The organism is Pseudopontixanthobacter vadosimaris, from assembly GCF_012979275.1.
Taxonomy (GTDB): Bacteria; Pseudomonadota; Alphaproteobacteria; order Sphingomonadales; family Sphingomonadaceae; genus Pseudopontixanthobacter; species Pseudopontixanthobacter vadosimaris.
This window is the reverse complement of record NZ_JABASZ010000017.1, coordinates 1-20549: the sequence shown is the minus strand read 5'-3', so window position 1 is coordinate 20549 and position 20549 is coordinate 1. Positions and strand designations below refer to the sequence as shown.

Below are 20549 nucleotides of genomic sequence, written 5' to 3'. Positions count from 1 at the left end.
GCCGGAGACCGACGGATGAGAAACGGCGCTCCGAATGGATGCTCGACCCCGAGCCCTCTAGCTTCAAGGCGCTAGATGAAGCGAAGCGTTCGGCCAATCGCGTGTTGGCCCATAGGGGCGGGAACGACCCCAACAGGCCGGGCCCGCGACGCAGCGCCAGCATCGAGGACATTTTCAAGAACCGCGGGCCTGAAGGGCCGCGCCGCGTCGGCGGCGGCGGCGGTGGCAGCAATTTCCGCCTGCCCCGGCGACCCGGCGGCAAAAGCTGGTTCCCCCTCGCCATCGCGGTGATCGTCGGCGTGCTGCTGTTCGTCACCATGGTTCACCAGATCGCCCCGCGCGAACAGGGCGTGGTCACCACATTCGGCAAATATTCGAATACGCTGAATTCGGGCCTGCACATCACCGCGCCCTGGCCCTTCCAGCAGGTCACCGTCACGGACGTGACCTCGATCCGCAGCGAGAAGATTCCCGAGGGCGACGAACAGAAGCTGATCCTGACCGGCGACCAGAACCTGGTCGATCTCAGCTATGTCATTCGCTGGAACATCAAGGATCTGAAGCAATATATGTTCCAGCTGGCGGAGCCTGAGGAAACCGTGCGCGAAGTGGCCGAGGCCGCGATGCGCGCCTCCGTCGCCGAACAGACGCTGGACGCGACCTTCTCGGGCGCGGGCCGGGCCGAGATCGAGCAGGGCGTGCGCGCCCGCATGCAGGCGTTGCTCGACGCCTATCGTGCAGGCATCGCCGTGCAGGGTATCGAAATCGAACGGACCGATCCGCCCGAGCGCGTGGTCGAGGCGTTCAAGGACGTTTCCGCCGCCCAGCAGGATGCCGATGCCGAACTGAACCGGGCGCGGGCCTATGCTCAGCAGGTTCTGGCGCAGGCCGAGGGCGATGCCGCATCCTTCGACAAGATCTACGAGGAATACCGGATGGCACCCGAAGTGACCCGCCGCCGCCTCTATTACGAAACCATGGAAAGCGTCCTGGCCAAGACCGACAAGACCATCGTCGAAACGGACGGCGTGCAGACCTATCTGCCGCTGCCGGAAGTGCAGCGCCGCCAGCGCGCGCCTGCCGCCAGCGCAGCGCCCGCACCTGCAAACGGGAGCCAGTGACATGAACGGCATGCAGCGCATCTGGGAAGATCACAAGCTGGCGCTGATGGCGCTGGCGGTGCTGATCTTCGCCGCCCTTTCCAGCCTGATCGTCGTGCCGGAAAGCCAGCAGGCGGTGATCGTCCGCACCGGTGAACCGGTGCGCGTCGTCAATCGCTTCCAGCCGAACGAACCCTACGGCCAGACCGGGGCGGGCATCGTCTGGCGCATCCCCTTTCTCGAACGCGCCCAATATATCGACAAGCGCGTGCTCGACCTCGACATGGAACGGCAGCAGGTGCTGTCGAACGACCAGCAGCGCCTTCAGGTCGATGCCTATGCGCGTTTCCGCATCATCGACCCTGTCAAGATGGTCCGCACCGCCGGCACTACGGAACAGGTGGTGATGCAGCTCGAACCCATCCTGACCTCGGTCCTGCGGCAGGAACTGGGGCGCCGCCCCTTTGCCTCGCTGCTGACGGCGGAACGCGGCGATGCGATGGAGAATATCCGCAACACGCTCGACCGGCAGGCGCGGCAATATGGCGCCCAGATCATCGACGTGCGGATCAAGCGCGCCGACCTGCCCGACGGCCGGCCGCTGGAATCGGCCTTTACCCGCATGGAAACCGACCGCGAGGAAGAGGCCGCGACCATCCGGGCGCAGGGGCGCAAGAACGCGCAGATCATCCGCGCCGAAAGCGAGGCGACCGCTGCCAGCACCTATGCCGATGCCTATGGCAAGGACCCGGAATTCTACGATTTCTACCGCGCCATGGAAAGCTATCGCCGGACATTCGAGAATGGCGATGCGCAAAGTTCGATCATCCTGTCGCCCGACAATGAATATCTGCGTCAGTTCCGGGGGCAAAGGTGAGAGCGATGGTCTGGACGGCACGCCGCGACGGGTTGCGACATCCGTTCAAACCGCGTTCAAGCGGCATGCCGCAATCTCGCAGCAACGGGCGCGCCTCGCCGTGCCTTGGCGAAGATCGATGATTAAAAGGAATCTGAAGGACGTGAAGCCTGTGCGATATGCTTATGGACTGACCTCCGCGCTGCTGGTCGGCGGCGCCGCCATCTCCCTCGTGACCGGCCAGCCAGCCGGTGCGCAGGTGGCCCGCAATGCGGACAATATGATCAACCGGGTCGTCCCCGTAGACGGTGCGCCGGCCAGTTTCGCCGATCTGACGGAACAGCTGCAACCGGCAGTGGTCAACATCTCCACCCGCCAGCGGGTCGAGGTGCAGCAGCAGCAGAACCCCTTTGCCGGCACGCCTTTCGAAGGCCTGTTCGGCGGCCGGCGGGGTCAGGGCCAGCCCCAGCAGCCGCAGACGCGCGAGGCGCAGTCGCTGGGGTCCGGCTTCATCATTTCCGCCGATGGTTTCGTCGTGACCAACAATCATGTCGTCAGCCCCACCGGGCGCGGCACGGTTGAGGAGATCACGGTGACGATGCCCGACGGCACCGAATATCCGGCGGAGCTTGTCGGCAACGATGCTTCGAGCGACCTCGCGGTGCTGAAGATCCAGCGCGGCACACCGTTCCCCTTCGTCAATTTCGGCGATTCCAGCCAGGCGCGGGTGGGCGACTGGGTGATCGCCATCGGCAACCCCTTCGGCCTTGGCGGCACGGTGACCTCCGGGATCGTGTCCGCCGTGTATCGCGCCACCAATACAGGCGGTGCCTACGACCGCTACATCCAGACCGATGCCAGCATCAACCGCGGCAATTCGGGCGGGCCGCTGTTCGATATGCAGGGCAATGTCATCGGCATCAACAATGCGATCTTTTCGCCTTCGGGCGGCAGCGTAGGGATCGGCTTCGCCATCCCCGCCGAGATCGCCGCGCCGATCGTCGATCGCCTGGCGCAGGGGCTGGAAATCGAACGCGGCTATCTTGGCGTGCGTATCCAGCCGGTCGATGACGATCTGGCCGCCTCGCTCGGCCTGCCGCGCAACCAGGGCGAGCTGGTGCAGTCGGTCGAACCCGGTGCCGCTGCTGCCGATGCGGGCCTTCGCGCCGGCGACATCGTCGTCAGCGTGAACGGGCAGGACGTGACTCCCGAGCAGACGCTGTCCTTCCTCGTGGCCAATATCGAGCCGGGAACCCGCGTGCCCATCGTGCTGCTGCGCGATGGTGAACGCCGCCGGGTAACCGCCACCATCGGCCGCCGCCCCAGTGACGAGGAACTGCGCCAGCAGCAGATGTTCGACCCCGATGCCGAAGAGGATATGGAAGACGGGGACGAAAGCGGCGTGATCGCCGAACAACTCGGCCTTCAGGTTATCGACCTCACGCCGCGCATCGCCCGCCAGCTTGGCGTGGATACCGATCTGCGCGGCCTGGTGATCGGGGCGGTGAACCCCAATTCGGATGCGGGCCGCAAGGGTCTGCGCCGGGGCGACATCATCCTGTCGGCGAATTACAACGAGGTGACGACCATCGCCGCGCTGGAGGCGATTGTCGCCGAGGCCGAACGCGCCAATCGCGATGCCGTCCTGCTGCGTATCCAGCGCCGCGGATCGCCGGCACAATATGTGGCGGTGCGCCTGAACTGACGCGGTGACTTTCCGACCTGATCGACAAGGCCCTGCCGGTTTGACCGGCGGGGGCCTTTTCATTGGAATGCAGTTTGCGTCAAGGGCAGGTCCGCGCCGCTGCTGGCCGCCTGTATCAATCGCGCGGATTTGAAGGGATGAGGATCGGCTGCTGACCCGGCCCGCCCCCGCCGCCCGGCTGCGGTGGCAGCGGGGGTGGTGGCGGCGGCGGCGGGTTCTGCCGGTTGCGTCCACGACCGAGCGCCCGGTCGAGGAAATCGTCGCTGACCGCCTGATCCTGTTCCGGCACGCGGTCGTCCGGGCCAGTATAACCTTCTTCCCGTTCCATCGGGAAGGGATTGCGGCCCGAACGGTCGCTGCGACCCGGCTCGATCAGATTGCCCTGTTCGTCGATGAAGTAATAATCTTCCGGATCGCCGAAGAAATATTCGTCATCGGGTTCGAGCTGCCATTCCGGCAATTGCATCTCGGTCTGGAACTGGGTGACCGGGCGATCCTTGACCGCATAGCGCATGAAGGCGGCAAAGGCCTGCGCGGGGGCGCGCCCCCCCTGCAACCCGCCGACCGGCCTCGCATCGTCGCGGCCCATCCAGACACCGGTCGCGATCCCGGATGAAAAGCCGAGGAACCAGCCATCCTTGTTGGCCGAGGTGGTGCCGGTCTTGCCCGCCACGGGCCGGCCGATCTGCGCCGCGCGGCCCGTGCCCGTATTCACCGTAGTCTGCAGCAGATCGGTGATCGCCGCAGCCACATAGGCCGGGACAAGCTGGACAGCTTCACTCTCCTCATGCGCGTAGAGAACCTCGCCATCATCCGTCGTCACCGTCAGTATGCCATAGGGTTCGACCGAGACGCCGCCCGCCGAGACCGAGGCGAAGGCGCGCGTCATGTCGAGCAGGCGCACTTCCGAACTGCCCAGCACCATCGCCGGATTGGTGGCGATGGGCGTCGTCACGCCGAAGCGCCGCGCCATCGATGCCACCGTTCCGAAGCCGACCTCGTTGCCAAGCTGGGCGGCGACGGTGTTCTTCGAATAGGCGAAGGCCGTCCGCACGTCGATCTCGCCCGCATAGCCGCCGCCCGAATTGCGCGGGCTCCACCCGTCGATCGTGACCGGCGCGTCGACCACGCGGTCTTCGGGTGTGTAACCGGCCTCGAGCGCGGCGAGATAGACGAACAATTTCCAGGCCGACCCCGGCTGGCGCAGGGCGCTGGTGGCCCGGTTGTAATTGCTGGAGACGTAATCGGTCCCGCCCACGAGGGCCAGCACCGCGCCATCGTCATCCATGCTGACGAGCGCCCCTTGCGTTCCGGCGGGCGTGTTGGCGGTGATCGCCGCCGCCGCCGCGCGCTGCATGCCGACGTCCAGCGTTGTCCAGACCTCGATCGGGGCAAAGGTTTCGGGCAGCAATATGTCGAGTTGCGGCAGAACCCAGTCGGTGAAATAGCGCGCCGAGTTCTGGCTGCGGTCTTCCTTCAGCCGGACGGTGGAAGGATCGACCGATGCCTGGCTGCTGGAGATGCGGCCCTGTTCGCGCATCAGCCGCAGCACGACATTCGCGCGGTCCACGGCGGCGTCGACATCGGCCGTGGGGGAATAGCGGCTGGGCGCCTTGACCAGCCCGGCGATGATGGCCGCCTCGGCCGTGGAAAGGTCGGTCGCCGGGTGGCTGAAGAAGCGGCGGCTGGCCGAATCCACGCCATAGGCACCGCCCCCGAAATAGACCTTGTTGAGGTAGAGTTCGAGGATCTCGTCCTTCGAGAACTTCGTTTCCAGCGCCACCGCCAGCACGGCTTCGCGGATCTTGCGGTCGAAGCTGCGATTGGAATTGAGGAAGATGTTGCGCGCCAGCTGCTGCGTTATGGTGCTGGTGGCCGACACCCGGCGATCGTCGGCGAATGCGTTGTAAACCGCGCGCACGAGGCCGATGGCATCGACACCGAAATGCGAATAGAACCGGCGATCCTCCACCGATATCATCGCATCCTTCATCACCTGCGGGATCTCGCGCCCGTCCAGCCATTCGCCATAGCTGGGGCCGAGCTCGACGATCTCCGTCCCGTCGCGCGCGCGTACGACGATGGTCTGCGCGTTCTGGGTAGTTTTCAGCTGCGAATAGCCGGGCAGGTTCTGCGCCGTGTAGGCAACCGCCAGAGTGACGAACAGGGCGGCGAGCAGGGCCAGCCCGATGCCCCAGAAGAACAGGCCGCGGATCAGCCGTGCGAAGAACCCGCGCCGCGGCGCGGTGTCGTCCATGTCGCCGCCGCGCTGGCTAGAGCGCCGCCGGCTACCCCGTTTCGCCATTGAACCGTGTCACCCTTCCCGCAGAGCCTGCCCGTCCGACCGGGTCAGCATGCCCGCCCCGTACCGCCTGCGGGCATGCATAGGGTACTTCTAACCCCGCGTGAACGGGAAAAGGACCGGCGGGGCCGAGGGTGTCACTCTTCCGGTTCGAATTCCAGTGCGGCGCTGTTGATGCAATAGCGTAGTCCATCCTTTCCGGGGCCATCGGGAAAGACATGGCCGAGGTGGCTGTCACAGGCCGAACACAGGACTTCGGTTCGGGTCATGCCGTGCGAGACGTCGCTCTTTTCCTCGACCGCTTCGCCGGATGCCGGGGCGGTGAAGCTGGGCCAGCCCGATCCGCTGTCATATTTGTCGCTGCTTTCGAATACGGCCTGGCCGCATGCGGCGCAGTGATATTCGCCGGCCTGCTTGTTCTTGTCATATTTGCCGGTGAAGGCGCGTTCGGTGCCCGCTTCGCGCAGGACGTGATATTGTTCGGGCGTCAGTTTCCGGCGCCATTCGGCTTCGCTGAGTTCGAGTTTCTTCGTCATGGAAATCTCCTTGTGCAGCAGGAGATATGGGGGGCCGCCCGCCGACTTGCAAATGCGGGCGCATCGCGATCCGCGTCAGGCGTTCACATCGGCATAATGGCGCGGCGGCTGGATCACCTCCATCCGTTCGGACAGCAGCGGGCGGAAACTGGGGCGGCTCTTGAACACCGAATACCAGCCGCGCGTCTGTTCGTGCCCCTGCCAGTCGATACCGCCGAGGTAATCGGCGACCGAGATCTGCGCGGCGGCAGCCAGATCGGCCAGGCTCATCTGCGATCCGGCGAGCCAGGGGCGATTGTCGATGAGGTAATCGATATAATAGAGATGGTCATGCGCCAGCTTCATCGCTTCGCGCAGGATTCGCGAATCGGGCGGCTGGCGCAGCACGAGGCGCTTCTTCATGCGTTCGTACAAAAGCGGCGCGGTGACATCGCCGAAGAAATTTTCGTCGAACAATGCGACCAGCCGCCGGATTTCCGCGCGGGTGGCGGCGGTGCCGTTGATCATCGGCGATTTGTCGACCGTTTCCTCGAAATATTCGCAAATGGCCCGGCTGTCGCACAGGATCAGCCCTTTTTCCGAATCGTGCAGCGCCGGTGTGCGCCCCGCAGGGTTCAGATCGCTGAACGCCTCGCTGCCGTCCCAGGGATTCTCGCGCCATAATTCATAGCCGATGCCCTTCTCGCTCATCAGCAAGCGGACCTTGCGGCTGAACGGGCAGAGCGGAAATTGATGAAGGCGCCACATACGGCCATGTCATGCCGCAAATGGCCTGCGCCGTCCACAAGGCGCAGCCATGGTGATCATTTCTGCAGCGGGGCACCTCTCGCCGCATCACCGACCCGGCGGGCAAGATCGCGCAGCAGCGGGGTAATCTCCTGCGCGCCTTCCAGTGCTCCGGCGAGCGAGCCCATCATGCGCGGCAGGTTGGCGGCGAGTTCGGCAGGCACCCGGTCGGCATCTGGCCCGGCGAGGTTCCGCAGGGTCATGTCGGGATCGACCCCGGCGACATCCTCGCCCGCCATTTTGGCGGCAGCTTCGGCCAATGGTGCCAGCGGCAGGTCGAGCAGGATTTCGCCAAGCACCGCGACACTGGTGGACAGGGTCTGCTGCAGCGCCGGATCCTTCAGCCTGTCGGCCAAGGCGCCGCTTTCGATCGCATGATCGAGGTCAGACTCGCCTGGCAGAACGATGGCGGGCGCATCGACGCTTTGCGCCTGGGCGGCAGAAGCGCCGAGCGGCGAGAAAATGCAGGCGGCGGCGATCAGGAACTTTCGCATGATGAATCTTTCCGGTCAGTCGGTCTGTCGATCAATTATTTTTCGCATAGTATCACACGGGCGCCTGACCTCCGTGTGAATGGCGGGTTCAGACGCCGGATGCGTCCAGCAGCAGCAGGCAGGCGGGCATGATGGCGGCGCGTGCATCGGCATCGGCCAGTTCCTGCGCCTCGGCGGTGAGCACATTGGCAACGCCGGCCCGGTCCAGCCCCGTATCGTCCATCACCCGCGCGGCACTGCGCACGAAGAATTCGCGGCCACGCTCCGCCAGCGGCGGGTAATCGGCCGCAGCCTTGCCCTGCTGTTGCAGATTGGCGGTGATGGCGAAAGCGGCGGCGCAGCGCAGCGCCGTGCGATGCTCCAGCGTCAGCGCACCCTCTGCAGCCGAAGGCGTATCGGTCTGGGCCAGCGCGGGAGCCACGCCTGCCAGCGCCAGCGCCATGGCGGAAACGAAAGTGATAGTTTTTGCCGAATCTCTCATGTGTTCCGCCCTAAATGCCCCAAGCTGAACGCAGGCCTGCCACGGTTCATGCTCAGCGTGCTTGAATGACGATGCGAATACCGGCATCGCACGGTAGATGGGCACGGCACACGGGCACGGCAAACGGATTCAACGCAAGAAATGGGGCGATGCATGAATTATCCCGACCTTCACATGATTATCGGCGGCGAGAACGTCACTGCTGGCGACCGCCGCACGCATAAAGTGGTCAATCCCGCGACGGGCGAGGAGATCGGCCAGTTGCCGCTGGCCAGCGCAGACGATCTCGACAAGGCGCTGGCCAAGGCGGATGATGGCTTCCGCATCTGGCGGGCCGAGGCACCTGAGAAGCGTGCTGCCGTCCTGACGAAGGCGGCGGGCCTGATCCGCGAACGCGCAGGCGACATGGCCGCCGTGCTGACGGCGGAACAGGGCAAGCCGCTGAGCGAAGCCAAGGGCGAGGCGATCTATTCCGCCATGCTGCTGGAATTCTACGCCGGGGAATGCAAGCGCATCTATGGCCGCACGCTGGTCCGCCCCGCCGGCAGCCATTCCGAGGTGCGCTACGAACCCGTCGGCCCCATCGCCGCCTTCGCGCCCTGGAACTTCCCCATCATCAACGTCGCCCGCAAGGTCGGCGGGCCGATCGCGGCGGGCTGTTCCGTCATCGTCAAACCGGCCGAGGAAACGCCCGCATCGGGCATCATGCTGGTGCAATGCCTGCTGGATGCGGGCCTGCCGCCCGAGGTCTGCCAGATCGTCTTCGGCGTGCCGGACGAGGTCAGCCGCCATCTGCTCGGCAGCCCGATAATTCGCAAGCTCAGCTTCACCGGATCGACCGCCGTGGGCAAGCATCTGATGAAACTCGCCGCCGAGGGGATGAAGCGCACGACCATGGAACTGGGCGGTCACGGACCGGTGCTGGTGTTCGGCGACAGCGATGTCGATAATGTGCTGGACACGATGGTCGCCGCCAAGTTCCGCAATGCCGGGCAGGTCTGCGTCAGCCCCACCCGCTTCATCGTGGAACAGGGCATCTACGACGATTTTCGCGACGGCTTCGTCGAACGCGCGAAGAAGATCGCTGTCGGCAATGGCGCGGACAAGGACACGCGCATGGGTCCGATGGCCAATGCCCGCCGCCCCGACACGATCGAACAGATGGTCGCGGATGCGGTCGACAAGGGCGCGAAGCTGCTGACCGGCGGCGAGCGGATCGGCAATCAGGGCTTCTTCTATGCGCCCACCGTTCTCGCCGATGTGCCGCAGGATGCCGAGATCATGAACGAGGAACCCTTCGGCCCGGTCGCGCTGATCAATTCCTACGCGGACGAGGCGGAGATGATCGCCGAAGCCAACCGCCTGCCCTATGGCCTGGCCGCCTATGCCTGGACGAAGGATGCCGCGCGCCAGCGGCGCCTGGCGAACGAGCTGGAAGCCGGGATGGTCGGGATCAATTCCGCCAGCGTCAGCGCCGTGGACGCGCCCTTCGGCGGAGTGAAATGGTCGGGCCACGGCAGCGAGGACGGCGCGGAAGGCGTCCTGGCCTGCATGGTGCCGAAGGCCGTTCACCAGAGCTGATCGTAATCTGAAAACCAACGACAACAACCAAGGAGAGACGAATGTTCAGTCATGTCATGCTGGGGGCCGACGATATCAACGCCTCGAAGAAATTCTACGACGCCACTTTCGCCGCATTGGGCGGGCCGCAGGGCAATCTCGATCCCAAGGGACGGGTCATCTACATCCACGATGGCGGCATCTTCCTGCTGACGAAACCGATTGATGGCGAGCCCGCGAGCTGCGGCAACGGTTCGACCATCGGCTTTTCGGCCAAGACTCCCGAACAGGCCGATGCCTGGCACAAGGCCGGTCTCGAAAATGGCGGCACCGCCATCGAGGATCCGCCGGGCATTCGGGAAGGCGCGGGCATGAAGCTGTATCTCGCCTATCTGCGCGATCCCGCCGGCAACAAGGTCTGCGCGATGCACCGGCCGGGCTGATGGCTGTGAATTCTGCCGGCATCAGCTATGTCACGCAGAACCGGGCGCATGGCGGCACCCAATATGTGTGCAGCCATGCCAGCCGCGAAACGGGGACGGAGATGACATTCTCCGTCTTCGTTCCGCCGCATGAGCCGGGCGCGAAACTGCCGGTGCTATGGTATCTCTCCGGCCTCACCTGCACCCATGCCAATGTGACGGAAAAGGGCGAATACCGTGCTGCCTGTGCCGAGGCAGGCATCATCTTTGTCGCCCCCGACACCTCGCCGCGCGGGCCGGATGTGCCCGACGCGGAAGACGAATATGATTTCGGCAAGGGTGCAGGGTTCTATCTCGATGCGAGGCAAGAACCCTATGCGGCGAATTACCGGATGCGGTCCTATATCGAGGACGAACTGCCGGAACTGGTCGGGCAGGAATTTCCCGCCGACATGACGCGGCAGTCGATCATGGGCCATTCCATGGGCGGCCATGGTGCGCTGACCATTGGGCTGCGCCATGCGGAACGCTTCCGTTCCATCAGCGCATTCTCTCCCATCGTCGCCCCGACGCGGGCGCCTTGGGGGCAAAAGGCGTTCTCCCGCTATCTGGGCGAGGACCGCAGCGATTGGGAGCCTTACGATGCCGTGGCGCTCATCGAGAACGGTGCGCGCCACGACCACATATTGGTGGACCAGGGCACGGCGGATGATTTCCTGAAGGACGAGCTGAAAACCGGGCTGCTGGCGCTGGCCGCGAAGAAGGCCGGGATGAATCCGCTGATCCGGATGCAGGAAGGCTACGATCACTCCTATTATTTCATCTCGACCTTCATGGCCGAACATGTCCGCTGGCACGGTGAACGGCTGAAGGACTGACGCCCGCCAGCTACCCCGGGTTGATCCGCACTTCAGACCTGCATTTCGCGGGTTTCGGCGCCGTCATCGTCGTGTTCGGTGCCCGGAATGACAGTGGCGGTGTGCAGATATTCGCGCACATACAACCGCTTGACCATGATGAAGAGGACGACGGTCAGCGGCGCGGCGAGGATCACACCGACGATGCCGAACAGCGCGCCGAAGCCCAGCACCGCGAAGATCAGCAGCGCAGGCGGCAGATCGACCGCATGATGCTGGATGATCGGGGTGATGACATTGCCTTCAAGCTGCTGGACCAGCAGGAAAAGGGCGGCGACCAGCAGCGCATCGCCCGGCCCGCCGAGGAAGGCGAGCAGGATCGCCGGAATTGCCGCGATGATCGGCCCGATGAAGGGCACGAATTCCAGCAGACCGGCGAGCAGTGCCAGCGCCAGGTAGGACGGGACGCCGATCAGCCAGAGGCCCACGCCCGTGAGGATACCGACCAGCAGCATGGCCAGCAGGCGGCCTTTCAGCCACAGGCCCAGTGCGGTTCCCATTTCGCTCAAGGTCATGTCCGCCATGCTGCGCGATCCAGGCGGCACCAGCTTCAGGAAACCGAGCTTATAGAGCGTCGGACTCGCGGCCAGATAGATGCCGCCGGTGATCACGATCACGAGATTTGTCAGCGCATCCGCAGTCGTGAACAGCAGCCCGCTGATGCTGGAATAGACCTGCGAATCGGGCAAGGCGTCGCCCAGACCGGCGTCGGTGATTCCGCCGATCCCGGTGCTCGCCAGCATCTGCCGGACCTGCGCGATGGCTTCGGGAACCGCCTGCGCGATCTGGTCGGACTGCTCCGCGATCTGCGCGCCGAAAGACCACAGCGCAAAGAGCGGCACGCCGAAAATTACCAGAACCGTCACGAGGAAGGCCATCTTGCCAGGCATCTTCAGTCGGTCATGCAGGGCACCGGCACCGATCCTGATGATGATGGCGAGCAGCACGGCACCAAAGACGAGAAGAAGCACGAATTTCAGCGTCCAGGCCAGCCAGGCCAGTCCGACGATGAGGAGAATGACCCACAGACGCTTCAGAAAAGCGGACATTTCGCTGCGCCTGCCGCCGCCGCTGCTTCCCGTGCCCTCTGGCTCCGGCCCTGTTTCCTGCCCCATCTCCGCCCCCTTCTCGAGCCGTTCTTCGGCCCACCTGCTGCAATCCGTTTGCCCGATGCTTGCCCCTGCAACGGCACGAAGGGGGGAAAGCTCCCGATCCTTCCCCGCCTGTTCAAGAGTCAAGATCGAAGCCCCTCCCCTTCGCGAGGAAGGGTTTGCCGGGGATTCGGGCTTTCTGCGGCCCTATCCCCGCCGGGCGAGTTCGAACAGCGCGTGTTCGGCACGCCAGTTCGCCCCCCCGCGCCCGCATTCGCGCGTGCCGGTAAAGAACCAGCAACGCTCCACGCCGATGCCGAGATCGCGGGCCAGCGCCTCGAAATCGCTGACCGTCACATGATGGATGTTCTGCGTTTCATACCAGCTGACCGGCAGATGCCGCGTCACCGGCATCCGGCCCCGCCGCAGCAGGGCCCAGCGCATCCGCCAGTAAGCGAAATTGGGAAAGGATACGAAAGCGCGGGCCCCGACGCGCAGCAGTTCCTCCAGCATCCGGTCGGGCCGTGCCGCCGTCTGCAACGTCTGGCTGAGGATGGCGTAATCGAACGCGCCATCGGGATAGAAGGCGAGGTCGCGGTCGGCATCGCCCTGCACCACCGACAACCCGCGCGCCACGCAGCGTTCCACCATCGCACCGTCGATCTCGATCCCGCGCGCATCCACCTGCTTGTGATCGCGCAGCGCCGCCATCAGCGCCCCGTCGCCGCAGCCGACATCCAGCACCCTGCTGCCAGTCGCCACCGACCGGAAGATCACCGCCAGGTCGGGCCGGAGCGCAGTCACCCCCTCAGCCATGCAGGAAGCCTGCGACCACCCGGTCGAGTGCAGGAACGTCGAGCAGGAAGCTGTCGTGCCCATAGGGGGCCGCCAGTTCGACGAAGCTGACCGGCGCGCCCGCCGCATTCAGCGCATGAACGACATGGCGGGATTCCGCCGTGGGATACAGCCAGTCGGTATCGAAACTGACGAGGCAGAAACGGCTTTGCGCGCCCCGCCCTTCCCCGGCAAATGCATGGGCAAGCTGGCCGCCATGTTCTTCCGCGAGGTCGAAATAATCCATCGCCCGGGTGATATAGAGGTAGGAATTGGCATCGAAGCGCCGGGTGAAGCCGCTGCCCTGATACCGCAGATAGCTTTCGACCTGGAAATCCGCATCGAAGCCGAAGCCCACCACGTCGCGGTCCTGCAGGCGGCGGCCGAACTTGGCGGTGAGGCCGTCTTCCGACAGATAGGTGATATGCGCCGCCATGCGGGCCACGGACAGGCCGGAGTCCGGCGCGCGACCGGTGCCGTAATAAGCGCCCTGCTGCCAGTCCGGATCCGCCATGATCGCCTGCCGGCCAAGCTCGTGAAAAGCGATGTTCTGCGCCGAATGGCGGCTGGAGGTGGCAATAGCCAGCACGCGTTCGGCCCGGCCGGGGAAATTCGCCGCCAGGCTTAGCGCCTGCATCCCGCCCATCGACCCGCCGACCACGCTGTGCAGCCGGTCTATGCCCATCTCGTCCAGCATGGCGACCAGCGCGCGCACCATGTCGCGGATGGTGATGACAGGAAAACGCATGGCGTAAGGCTCGCCGTCAGCGGCAAGGCTGGCAGGTCCGGTGGAGCCGAGGCAGCTGCCGATCACATTGGCGCAGATGACATGAAATCTGTCCGTATCCACCGGCAGCCCCGGCCCGACCATGCGCGCCCACCAGCCGGGCTTGCCGGTGCGCGGGTGCGTGCTGGCGACATATTGATCGCCGGTCAGCGCATGGCAGATCAATATGGCGTTGTCGCGCGCCGCCGACAGATGACCGTAGGTTTCATAGGCCATCGTCACGCGGGTGAGGCTTTGCCCGCTGTCCAGCGCCAGAGGCTGCGAAAGGCCAAGCGAATTGGGCGCGTCAGTCGCGCCTTTGCCGGCTTCTCCGCCGTGATCGAGGGGTGTTTCGAGGCCCATTACCGGGCAGCGATTGGGGCAGCGCGTGCGGGCTGTCAATTCCGCTGCACCGGCGCTATCGGCATCGGTCATGACCAGCACGAGCGAAACCGGCCCTGTCGCCAAGCCCTGGATCCGCGCGATCCACGCCTATGTTCCAGGCAAGTCAAAGGCCGCCGACGGGCGCGAGCTGATCAAGCTGTCGGCCAATGAAAATCCGCTCGGCACCGGCGCGGCGGCGCGCGAGGCACTGGCGCAGCCGAGGCGCACAGAAATTTACCCCGACCCCGGTGCGACGGCACTGCGCGAAGCCATCGGCGACCGCCACGGCATCGATCCGGCCCGCGTCGTCTGCGGCACCGGATCGGACGAATTGCTCAATCTGGTGGCGCAGGGCTATGCCGGGCCGGGCGACGAAGTGCTGTTCGCCCGCTACAGCTTCGCTGTCTACGACATAGCGGCGCGGCGCTGCGGGGCTACGCCGGTCGAGGCGGCGGACCGGGACTATGCCGCCGATGTCGATGCGTTGATCGCGGCGGTCACGGACGCTACGCGCGTCGTCTTCCTCGCCAATCCCAACAACCCCACCGGCAGCTATCTTCCCCGCGCCGAGCTGGAGCGACTGCACGCCGCCCTGCCGCGCGACGTGGTGCTGGTGGATGACCAGGCCTATGCCGAATATCTGGATGACACCGAAGACGACGGCGGCATGGCTCTGGCCGCCGCGCATGAAAACGTGCTGGTCACGCGGACATTTTCCAAGATCCACGGGCTGGCGGGCGAACGTATCGGCTGGGCGACCGGAGCACCCGGCCTGATCGACACGCTGAACCGCATCCGCGGCCCGTTCAACGTCACTGCAACGGGGCAGGCGGCGGCGACGGCGGCCATCGGCGACGATGATTTCGTGCGACACTCGCGCGAGCACAATCGGCGCGAACTGGCGCGGTTCGCCGCGCGTATGGAGGCGCTTGGCAATCACGGCCTGCGCCCGCTGCCCAGCAAGGCCAATTTCCTGCTCATCCTGTTCGAAGGCGCGCTGAGCGCAGAGGCGGCGCAGGAGGGGCTGGCGCGGATCGGCTATGCGACCCGCTGGCTGCCCGGCCAGGGATTGCCGCAGGGGCTGCGTATCACCATCGGCGAGCGCGACCAGATGGACGAGATTGCCGCCGAACTTGCGCGGATGGCGCAGGCGGCTGGCTAGGGTGCCGGGTTCAGTGCGTTGATCGCGTCCTGCACCTGGCGTTCGACCTCGGCGCGCGGCAGGCCGGGCGGAATGGCCTCGCCGAAGCGATATGTAATGATGCCGCTGCGTTTCCAGCGCCGGTGATACAGTGGCCCGCTGTCGACCGCGACCGGGATCACCGGCAGGGCCAGCAATTTGTACAATCCCGCAAAACCCGACTGCAATGGCCTGCGCTGCCCGTGCGGCGTGCGGGTGCCTTCTGGGAACAGCACCAGCGGCCGCCCGTCGACGATCCGCGCCTGCGCCTCGCGGAGCATGGTCCGCAGGGCCTTTGCGCCCGCCTCGCGCTCCACCGGCACCAGCCCATAGGCAAGCGCCGCCCTGCCCCAGCCAGGGATGGCGAACAGTTCCGCCTTGGCGAAGGGCGCGGGCAGGTCGAACAGGGTCGGTGCATCGATCGCCTCGAAGAAGCTTTCATGCTTCATCACGTACAACGCCGGATCGCTGCTGGCGCGCCCCTCGACCCTGACGCGGATGCCGAGCAGATAGCGCGCGCAGAACCGGTGCCAGCCCGTCCAGCCATGCACGCCGGCGCGAATGAACCTTGCGCCGAAAGGGATCATCGCCGCCGTGAACAGGACGAACAGGGCCGAACCCAGGTAAAAGACCGGATAGAAAAGAAGGCTGCGAAAAATGGCCATTAGCTGTCCTGAACGATGGCCACGATACGGCTGGCCAGTAATTTATGATATTCGAGGAACAGCGTATGGAGTGTCGGTTCCGAAGGCACGGCATCGCGCAGCAGGATGATGTCGGTGGGGATCCGGCGCGCGAGTTCGTTCGCGGCGCGGCGCATGTGCCAGTCCGTCGTGACAAGGCGCAGGCTTTCCACCTTGCGCATGGCGAGCCATTTCGCCGTTTCCGCAGCGTTTCCCCTGGTATCCACGGCAAAGAAGCCGAGCGTGATGCAGCATTCCATCAATTCTTCCGGCACCTCGAAGCTGCTCGCGAATTCATCCGGCGTCACGTCCCGGTCCACCCCGGTCACGAGCATTTCATCCGCCAGCCCCGCCTGCACGATCTGCAGCCCCCGTTCGATCCGCCCGCCGCCGCCGGTCGGGACGATCACGGCATCGGTGCGGGTGCCTTCCAGCGGCTGCGGCAGGGCTGCCGCGAACCACAGGAAGCCGAGCGCCCAGATCAGGAGGATGAAGGAACAGAACCGCCGGATCATCGCGCCATTCCCGCCAGCAAGCTCACGACATCCGCCGCAGGGCGGCAAGGATCGTCAGCCGCGCCGTCAGTACTGCAATGACGATCCCCGCCAGCGGCACCGCCGCCAGCAGCAGCCAGTCCTGCCAGTGCAGCCCGCCGCCTGCCACCATGCCGGAGTCGAGCCGTGCGAATTGCTGCCCCAGCAACAGGATCGCGGCCAGCCCCAGCGCCAGCCCGACAGCCCCGCCGAGCATCGCGTCGAATGCCACGCTGCGCTGGAAGATGCGCGCGATCTGACCGTCGGTTCCGCCCAGCAGATGAACGATCTCGATCGTCGCACGATTGCCGCCGAGCGCGCTGCGGGCAGCCAGCCACACCGCCGCCGCGCTGGTCAGTCCCAGCAGCACCACCAGCGCCGCCGCGAGCCAGAGCAGCGAATTGATGGCGGAGAAAACCGGGCCGAGCCAGGCCGATTGCGCGTCGAGCCGCGCCGCCGGTGCCGCGCTGCGCAATCGTTCACGCAGCCGTTGCAGCGTCGCCGCATCGGCCGATCCGCGCAGCCGCGCATCGATCAGCGCCGGCATCGGCACGGCCCCGCTGCCGCCACCGGCACCGATATCGGCCCCCAGCCAGGGTTCGAGCAATGCCTCCAGTTCCGCTGGCGGTACGATCCTCACCGCCGATACCGACGGATCTTGTGCCATGGCGCGGGCAGCCTGACGGGTCTGCCTCTCGCGTTCCGCGGCGGAAGCCTCGACGATCTGCACGGTAATCCCCCCGGCAAGATCGGCCCTCGCATCGCTGACCAGATTGGATAGCGCGAGCCCGCCTGCCGCCGCGATGACCGTCAGTGCGATCATGATGGCGATCACCCATGGCATCGGTCCGGCCAGGCGGGCATGGGGCACCAGCTGGGCTGCACGCGTGCCGCGAAACCGCCTGTCGCCGCTCACGGCATCCCGGGCTGGCAGCGGCGGGCTTTTCACCAGGCGACCTGATTGTCGGGCGCATTGTCCCGGCGCGGCGGATAGCGCAAGGCACCCGTCGGGTCGGACAGGCGGCCCTTGTCCAGCCGCATGATGAGCGAGTCCGGCACTTTCCTGAGCAGATGCACGTCATGAGTCGCCACCACGACAGTCGTGCCAAGCCGGTTCAGACTTTCGAAGAGGCGCAGCAGCTTCAGCGCCATGTCGGGATCGACATTGCCGGTCGGCTCGTCCGCCACCAGCAGTTCGGGCCGCCCGATCACGGCCCGGGCGATGGCGACGCGCTGCTGTTCTCCGCCTGAAAGCGAGGCGGGCCGCGCCTGCGCCCGTTCGCTCAGGCCCACCCAGTCGAGCATGTCGGATACCGGCATGTGCAGATCGTCCTCCCTCACGCCGGACACGCGCAAAGGGAGCGCGACATTGTCGTAAGCCGACAGATGCGGCACCAGCCGGAAGTCCTGGAACACGACGCCGATCCGCCGGCGAAAGCCCGGCAAGCGCGCGCGCGGCAGGGTCACGGTGTCTGTTCCGAACATCGAGACCACTCCGCGCGACGGGCGCTGCGCGAGGTAGAGCAGCTTGAGCAGGGAAGTCTTTCCCGCACCGCTGGCACCGGTCAGGAAGCAGAAGCTGCCGGGGTTCAGAGTGAAGGACACGTCCGACAGCACCTCGCGATCGGTACCGTAACGCAGGCCGACATTGTCGAACCGCACGATATCGCCCGCCGCCGAACTCATGCCGAGCGATCTCGCAGGATAAGGCCGGCAAAGGCAGAGAATGGGAATGCATCGGGCATCTGCGGGCGGCTATAGCCGCGCTTGGGTGTGGAAAAAAGCCTTTGCGCGCTGGGTTCCACGGGCAGACACTTGGCAATGGGAGACATAGCGGCGTAAGGCTTTGGTCACCATGATCATCGCCTGTCCCGCCTGCTCGACGCGCTATGTCGTCCCCGACAGCGCCGTTGGCGTGGAAGGCCGCACCGTCCGCTGCGCGAAATGCCGCCACAGCTGGTTTCAGGAAGGGCATGATCTGGCCGATCGGGAAGCTGCCGCAGAACCGCCAGTGGAAAAGGATGCGGCAGAGGCTGGAGCAGTCAGCCCGCGACCGGACGATGACAGCAAGCCCGAAGTTGCAGTTGAGGATACAGGGGAAGCCGTCCGGGAAGCCGCTCCCGCTGCTTCGCCGATCGCCACGCGGGATGCCGGGCCTGCCGCACCGCCGGCAAGCCGCAGGTCGCGCCTGCCGCAGGGCCTTGCGATGCGTGACGAACCGTCCGGCGATCCTGACGACGATTTTTCGCAATTCGACTCCCGCCCCCCCTTCCGTCCCCGGCGCAATCCTCTGAAGATCTGGACCATGGCTGCGGTCTTGTTCGCCGTTCTGGCCATGGGGACACTGGCTGCGGTCAGCTATTGGGGCCTGCCGGACTGGATGCCGGTCAATCGCCCTACGTTTGCCGTCGAACAGCCGGATCTCGTGCTGGAATTTCCCGCCGATCAGCAGGACCGCCGCAAATTGCCGAACGGAACCGAATTCTTCGGGGCGAGCGGTTCGGTCACCAATATCGGCAGGGAAACGCGCGCGGTACCATCAATACTGATCGTACTGCGCGATGCCCGCGACCGCATCGTCTACAGCTGGGAAGTCGCCCCGCCGCAGCGCAGCCTGGCACCGGGTGAATCGATCACGATCAACGAAGCGGTGACCGACGTTCCCCGCGCGGCCAAATTCGCCGAGATCGGGTGGAAGCCGGACTGACGGCGGCCGCAGCCTGCGTGTCCCGGCGAAGGGGCTGAAATGGCGCTGCGGTGCATTATGGCGCTTGCAGCCACCGAAGGCCTTTGCTAATGGCGCCCGCCTACCCCGTGAAGCGCGCCCCGGCCGCTTTTCAGACTTTAGTGCGGTCGTGGCGGAACTGGTAGACGCGCAACGTTGAGGTCGTTGTGGCCGAAAGGCCGTGGAAGTTCGAGTCTTCTCGACCGCACCAAAAACTGTTTGTTTTCAAAGCTATTGAACAGGCTTTGGCACAGTTTGGCACAAATGCTTTCGATAAGCTGTGCCCAATTTTCGATCAATTTGTAGCTTAGATCGAGTTACGCGGTCGCCCTCGACGTCGATTAATGTCTGGCAGACTCTGATCGAGAACCCATTTCTCGACCAACCCTGGATGCCAACGCGGCATATCCAGTCCTGCAACTCTTGGCGGTAGCTTGTGCGGGCATTGCGACACCATACGCGCAACAGTGCTTTCTTCATAGCAGAGGTATGACGCAAGCTCCTTGGCAGTCCAGAGTTGTGAAGCCGACCCTGCAATTCGTCACTAAGTCGCGAATATCGCGATTGCGGTGCCGATAATCAGCGCAACGATACCGATCACGAGGAAGAGCGACCAACGTGGCAGATCCTGTGCGCTGATCTGCCAATCGGACAAACGGTCTTCATGGCGACCCCAGTCCGAAATCAATTTTTCCGCGTGTTCAGAAAGTATCTGGGTCTGATCCAAACAAAAATCGAGTCTGCCTAAGGCGTCACTCAACGCAGCGAAATCTGATCGCATTTCTTTAGCTAAGTCGTGCGCCAATGCCCCATCGTTCATGAAGCGTGCATTTAAATCCTGATGTGTTCGGCACGCAATATGGATAAGTAGAGCAGTTAAAAACATCATTGGATCATCAGAGCCGAGATAGGGAAGTGCCCGGGCAAATTGATGACGCTCGAGCATAGTTGGCTGGCAATGGAAATGCTTCAGCCAGTAAGACGAAATTTCGTCCCTATAATATTCAGGTGTGGACATAGACCCCCTCCATCATCAGGTTGAGAATTTCTAATTTACTTAGGTTTCATGGACAAAGGGTATCCAGAGTTTGATTGAAGCGAGGGCGACGAAGCCAAGGTAGGATTCTTTGGTTTTGTCGTAGCGAGTGGCGACCCGGCGCCAGTTCTTCAGCTTGTTGAACAGCCGCTCGACCA

General features: G+C 64.6%; 21 protein-coding genes, 1 tRNA gene and 1 pseudogene. 9 read left to right on the top strand and 14 right to left on the bottom strand.

What is annotated here, in order from left to right; all coding sequences use genetic code 11:
- Positions 1–38 precede the first annotated feature (38 nt).
- The 3 genes from hflK (at position 39) to HG250_RS04600 (ending at position 3661) form a co-directional block, all read left to right on the top strand.
- The gene (gene hflK / locus HG250_RS04610) at positions 39–1121 is read left to right on the top strand and encodes a protease modulator HflK (protein WP_170003166.1); all 1083 of its coding nucleotides are present in this window, start codon (positions 39–41) and stop codon (positions 1119–1121) included.
- Positions 1122–1131: 10 nt separating this feature from the next.
- The gene (gene hflC, locus HG250_RS04605; protein ID WP_170003172.1) at positions 1132–1977 is read left to right on the top strand and encodes a protease modulator HflC; all 846 of its coding nucleotides are present in this window, start codon (positions 1132–1134) and stop codon (positions 1975–1977) included.
- 118 nt (positions 1978–2095) lie between these two features.
- Positions 2096–3661 (top strand): Do family serine endopeptidase, encoded by a 1566-nt coding sequence (locus tag HG250_RS04600; protein ID WP_170003164.1) that lies wholly within the window; start codon positions 2096–2098, stop codon positions 3659–3661.
- 115 nt (positions 3662–3776) lie between these two features.
- Here HG250_RS04600 and HG250_RS04595 read toward each other — a convergent pair whose 3' ends face one another.
- The 5 genes from HG250_RS04595 to HG250_RS04575 all read right to left on the bottom strand — a co-directional run bounded on the left by HG250_RS04595 (position 3777) and on the right by HG250_RS04575 (position 8260).
- On the bottom strand, positions 3777–5966 hold the full coding sequence (locus HG250_RS04595; protein WP_170003162.1) for a transglycosylase domain-containing protein: 2190 nt from the start codon (positions 5964–5966) through the stop codon (positions 3777–3779).
- A 134-nt stretch (positions 5967–6100) separates the two neighbouring features.
- Positions 6101–6499, bottom strand: coding sequence for a peptide-methionine (R)-S-oxide reductase MsrB (msrB, locus tag HG250_RS04590; protein ID WP_170003160.1), 399 nt, complete (start codon positions 6497–6499; stop codon positions 6101–6103).
- Positions 6500–6574: 75 nt separating this feature from the next.
- Positions 6575–7246: a glutathione S-transferase family protein gene (locus HG250_RS04585; protein ID WP_170003158.1), complete on the bottom strand. Its 672-nt coding sequence runs from the start codon at positions 7244–7246 to the stop codon at positions 6575–6577.
- 56 nt (positions 7247–7302) lie between these two features.
- Positions 7303–7779 carry a hypothetical protein gene (locus HG250_RS04580; protein ID WP_170003156.1) on the bottom strand — a complete coding sequence of 159 codons (477 nt, stop codon included), beginning with the start codon at positions 7777–7779 and terminating at the stop codon, positions 7303–7305.
- An 88-nt stretch (positions 7780–7867) separates the two neighbouring features.
- The gene (locus HG250_RS04575) at positions 7868–8260 is read right to left on the bottom strand and encodes a hypothetical protein (protein ID WP_240956918.1); all 393 of its coding nucleotides are present in this window, start codon (positions 8258–8260) and stop codon (positions 7868–7870) included.
- A 153-nt stretch (positions 8261–8413) separates the two neighbouring features.
- Between HG250_RS04575 and HG250_RS04570 the strand changes: the two genes are divergently transcribed.
- The 3 genes from HG250_RS04570 to fghA are packed head-to-tail and all read left to right on the top strand — an operon-like array spanning position 8414 to position 11120.
- Positions 8414–9841 (top strand): NAD-dependent succinate-semialdehyde dehydrogenase, encoded by a 1428-nt coding sequence (locus tag HG250_RS04570; protein ID WP_170003154.1) that lies wholly within the window; start codon positions 8414–8416, stop codon positions 9839–9841.
- 41 nt (positions 9842–9882) lie between these two features.
- Positions 9883–10263, top strand: a complete 381-nt coding sequence (locus HG250_RS04565; protein WP_170003152.1) for a VOC family protein — start codon at positions 9883–9885, stop codon at positions 10261–10263.
- Positions 10263–11120, top strand: a complete 858-nt coding sequence (fghA, locus tag HG250_RS04560; RefSeq protein ID WP_170003150.1) for an S-formylglutathione hydrolase — start codon at positions 10263–10265, stop codon at positions 11118–11120. The genes HG250_RS04565 and fghA overlap by 1 nt, the downstream gene beginning before the upstream one ends.
- A 32-nt stretch (positions 11121–11152) precedes the next feature.
- On the opposite strand, the gene HG250_RS04555 is transcribed toward fghA, so the two are convergent.
- Genes HG250_RS04555 through metX form a run of 3 tightly spaced genes read right to left on the bottom strand, consistent with a single transcriptional unit; the run spans position 11153 to position 14285 of the window.
- A complete protein-coding gene (locus HG250_RS04555) occupies positions 11153–12397 on the bottom strand; it encodes an AI-2E family transporter (RefSeq protein ID WP_170003148.1) in 1245 nt (414 codons plus the stop codon).
- A gap of 60 nt (positions 12398–12457) precedes the next feature.
- Positions 12458–13066: a methionine biosynthesis protein MetW gene (gene metW / locus HG250_RS04550; RefSeq protein WP_170003146.1), complete on the bottom strand. Its 609-nt coding sequence runs from the start codon at positions 13064–13066 to the stop codon at positions 12458–12460.
- Positions 13059–14285, bottom strand: a complete 1227-nt coding sequence (metX, locus tag HG250_RS04545; protein ID WP_240956917.1) for a homoserine O-acetyltransferase MetX — start codon at positions 14283–14285, stop codon at positions 13059–13061. The genes metW and metX overlap by 8 nt, the downstream gene beginning before the upstream one ends.
- On the opposite strand from metX, the gene HG250_RS04540 reads away from it, so the two are divergent.
- Positions 14284–15396 carry a pyridoxal phosphate-dependent aminotransferase gene (locus HG250_RS04540; RefSeq protein ID WP_170003144.1) on the top strand — a complete coding sequence of 371 codons (1113 nt, stop codon included), beginning with the start codon at positions 14284–14286 and terminating at the stop codon, positions 15394–15396. The two genes, metX and HG250_RS04540, sit on opposite strands and share 2 nt — an antisense overlap.
- On the opposite strand, the gene HG250_RS04535 is transcribed toward HG250_RS04540, so the two are convergent.
- The 4 genes from HG250_RS04535 to ftsE are packed head-to-tail and all read right to left on the bottom strand — an operon-like array spanning position 15393 to position 18316.
- The gene (locus HG250_RS04535) at positions 15393–16079 is read right to left on the bottom strand and encodes a lysophospholipid acyltransferase family protein (protein ID WP_170003142.1); all 687 of its coding nucleotides are present in this window, start codon (positions 16077–16079) and stop codon (positions 15393–15395) included. The genes HG250_RS04540 and HG250_RS04535 overlap by 4 nt on opposite strands.
- Entirely contained in the window at positions 16079–16612 is a 534-nt protein-coding gene (locus tag HG250_RS04530) for a YdcF family protein (protein WP_170003140.1), read from the bottom strand. Before HG250_RS04530 ends, HG250_RS04535 begins: the two co-directional genes overlap by 1 nt.
- A gap of 22 nt (positions 16613–16634) precedes the next feature.
- Entirely contained in the window at positions 16635–17546 is a 912-nt protein-coding gene (locus HG250_RS04525; protein WP_338103861.1) for a cell division protein FtsX, read from the bottom strand.
- Positions 17547–17575: 29 nt separating this feature from the next.
- Positions 17576–18316 carry a cell division ATP-binding protein FtsE gene (gene ftsE / locus HG250_RS04520; RefSeq protein ID WP_170003136.1) on the bottom strand — a complete coding sequence of 247 codons (741 nt, stop codon included), beginning with the start codon at positions 18314–18316 and terminating at the stop codon, positions 17576–17578.
- A 169-nt stretch (positions 18317–18485) separates the two neighbouring features.
- Between ftsE and HG250_RS04515 the strand changes: the two genes are divergently transcribed.
- Entirely contained in the window at positions 18486–19337 is an 852-nt protein-coding gene (locus HG250_RS04515; protein ID WP_170003134.1) for a zinc-ribbon domain-containing protein, read from the top strand.
- A 142-nt stretch (positions 19338–19479) separates the two neighbouring features.
- A tRNA-Leu gene (locus HG250_RS04510) sits at positions 19480–19566 on the top strand.
- Between the two features lie 333 nt (positions 19567–19899).
- On the opposite strand, the gene HG250_RS04505 is transcribed toward HG250_RS04510, so the two are convergent.
- Both HG250_RS04505 and HG250_RS04500 read right to left on the bottom strand, forming a co-directional pair.
- Positions 19900–20373: a hypothetical protein gene (locus HG250_RS04505; protein ID WP_170003132.1), complete on the bottom strand. Its 474-nt coding sequence runs from the start codon at positions 20371–20373 to the stop codon at positions 19900–19902.
- 39 nt (positions 20374–20412) lie between these two features.
- A pseudogene (locus tag HG250_RS04500) lies at positions 20413–20549 on the bottom strand (IS5 family transposase); the annotation flags it as partial.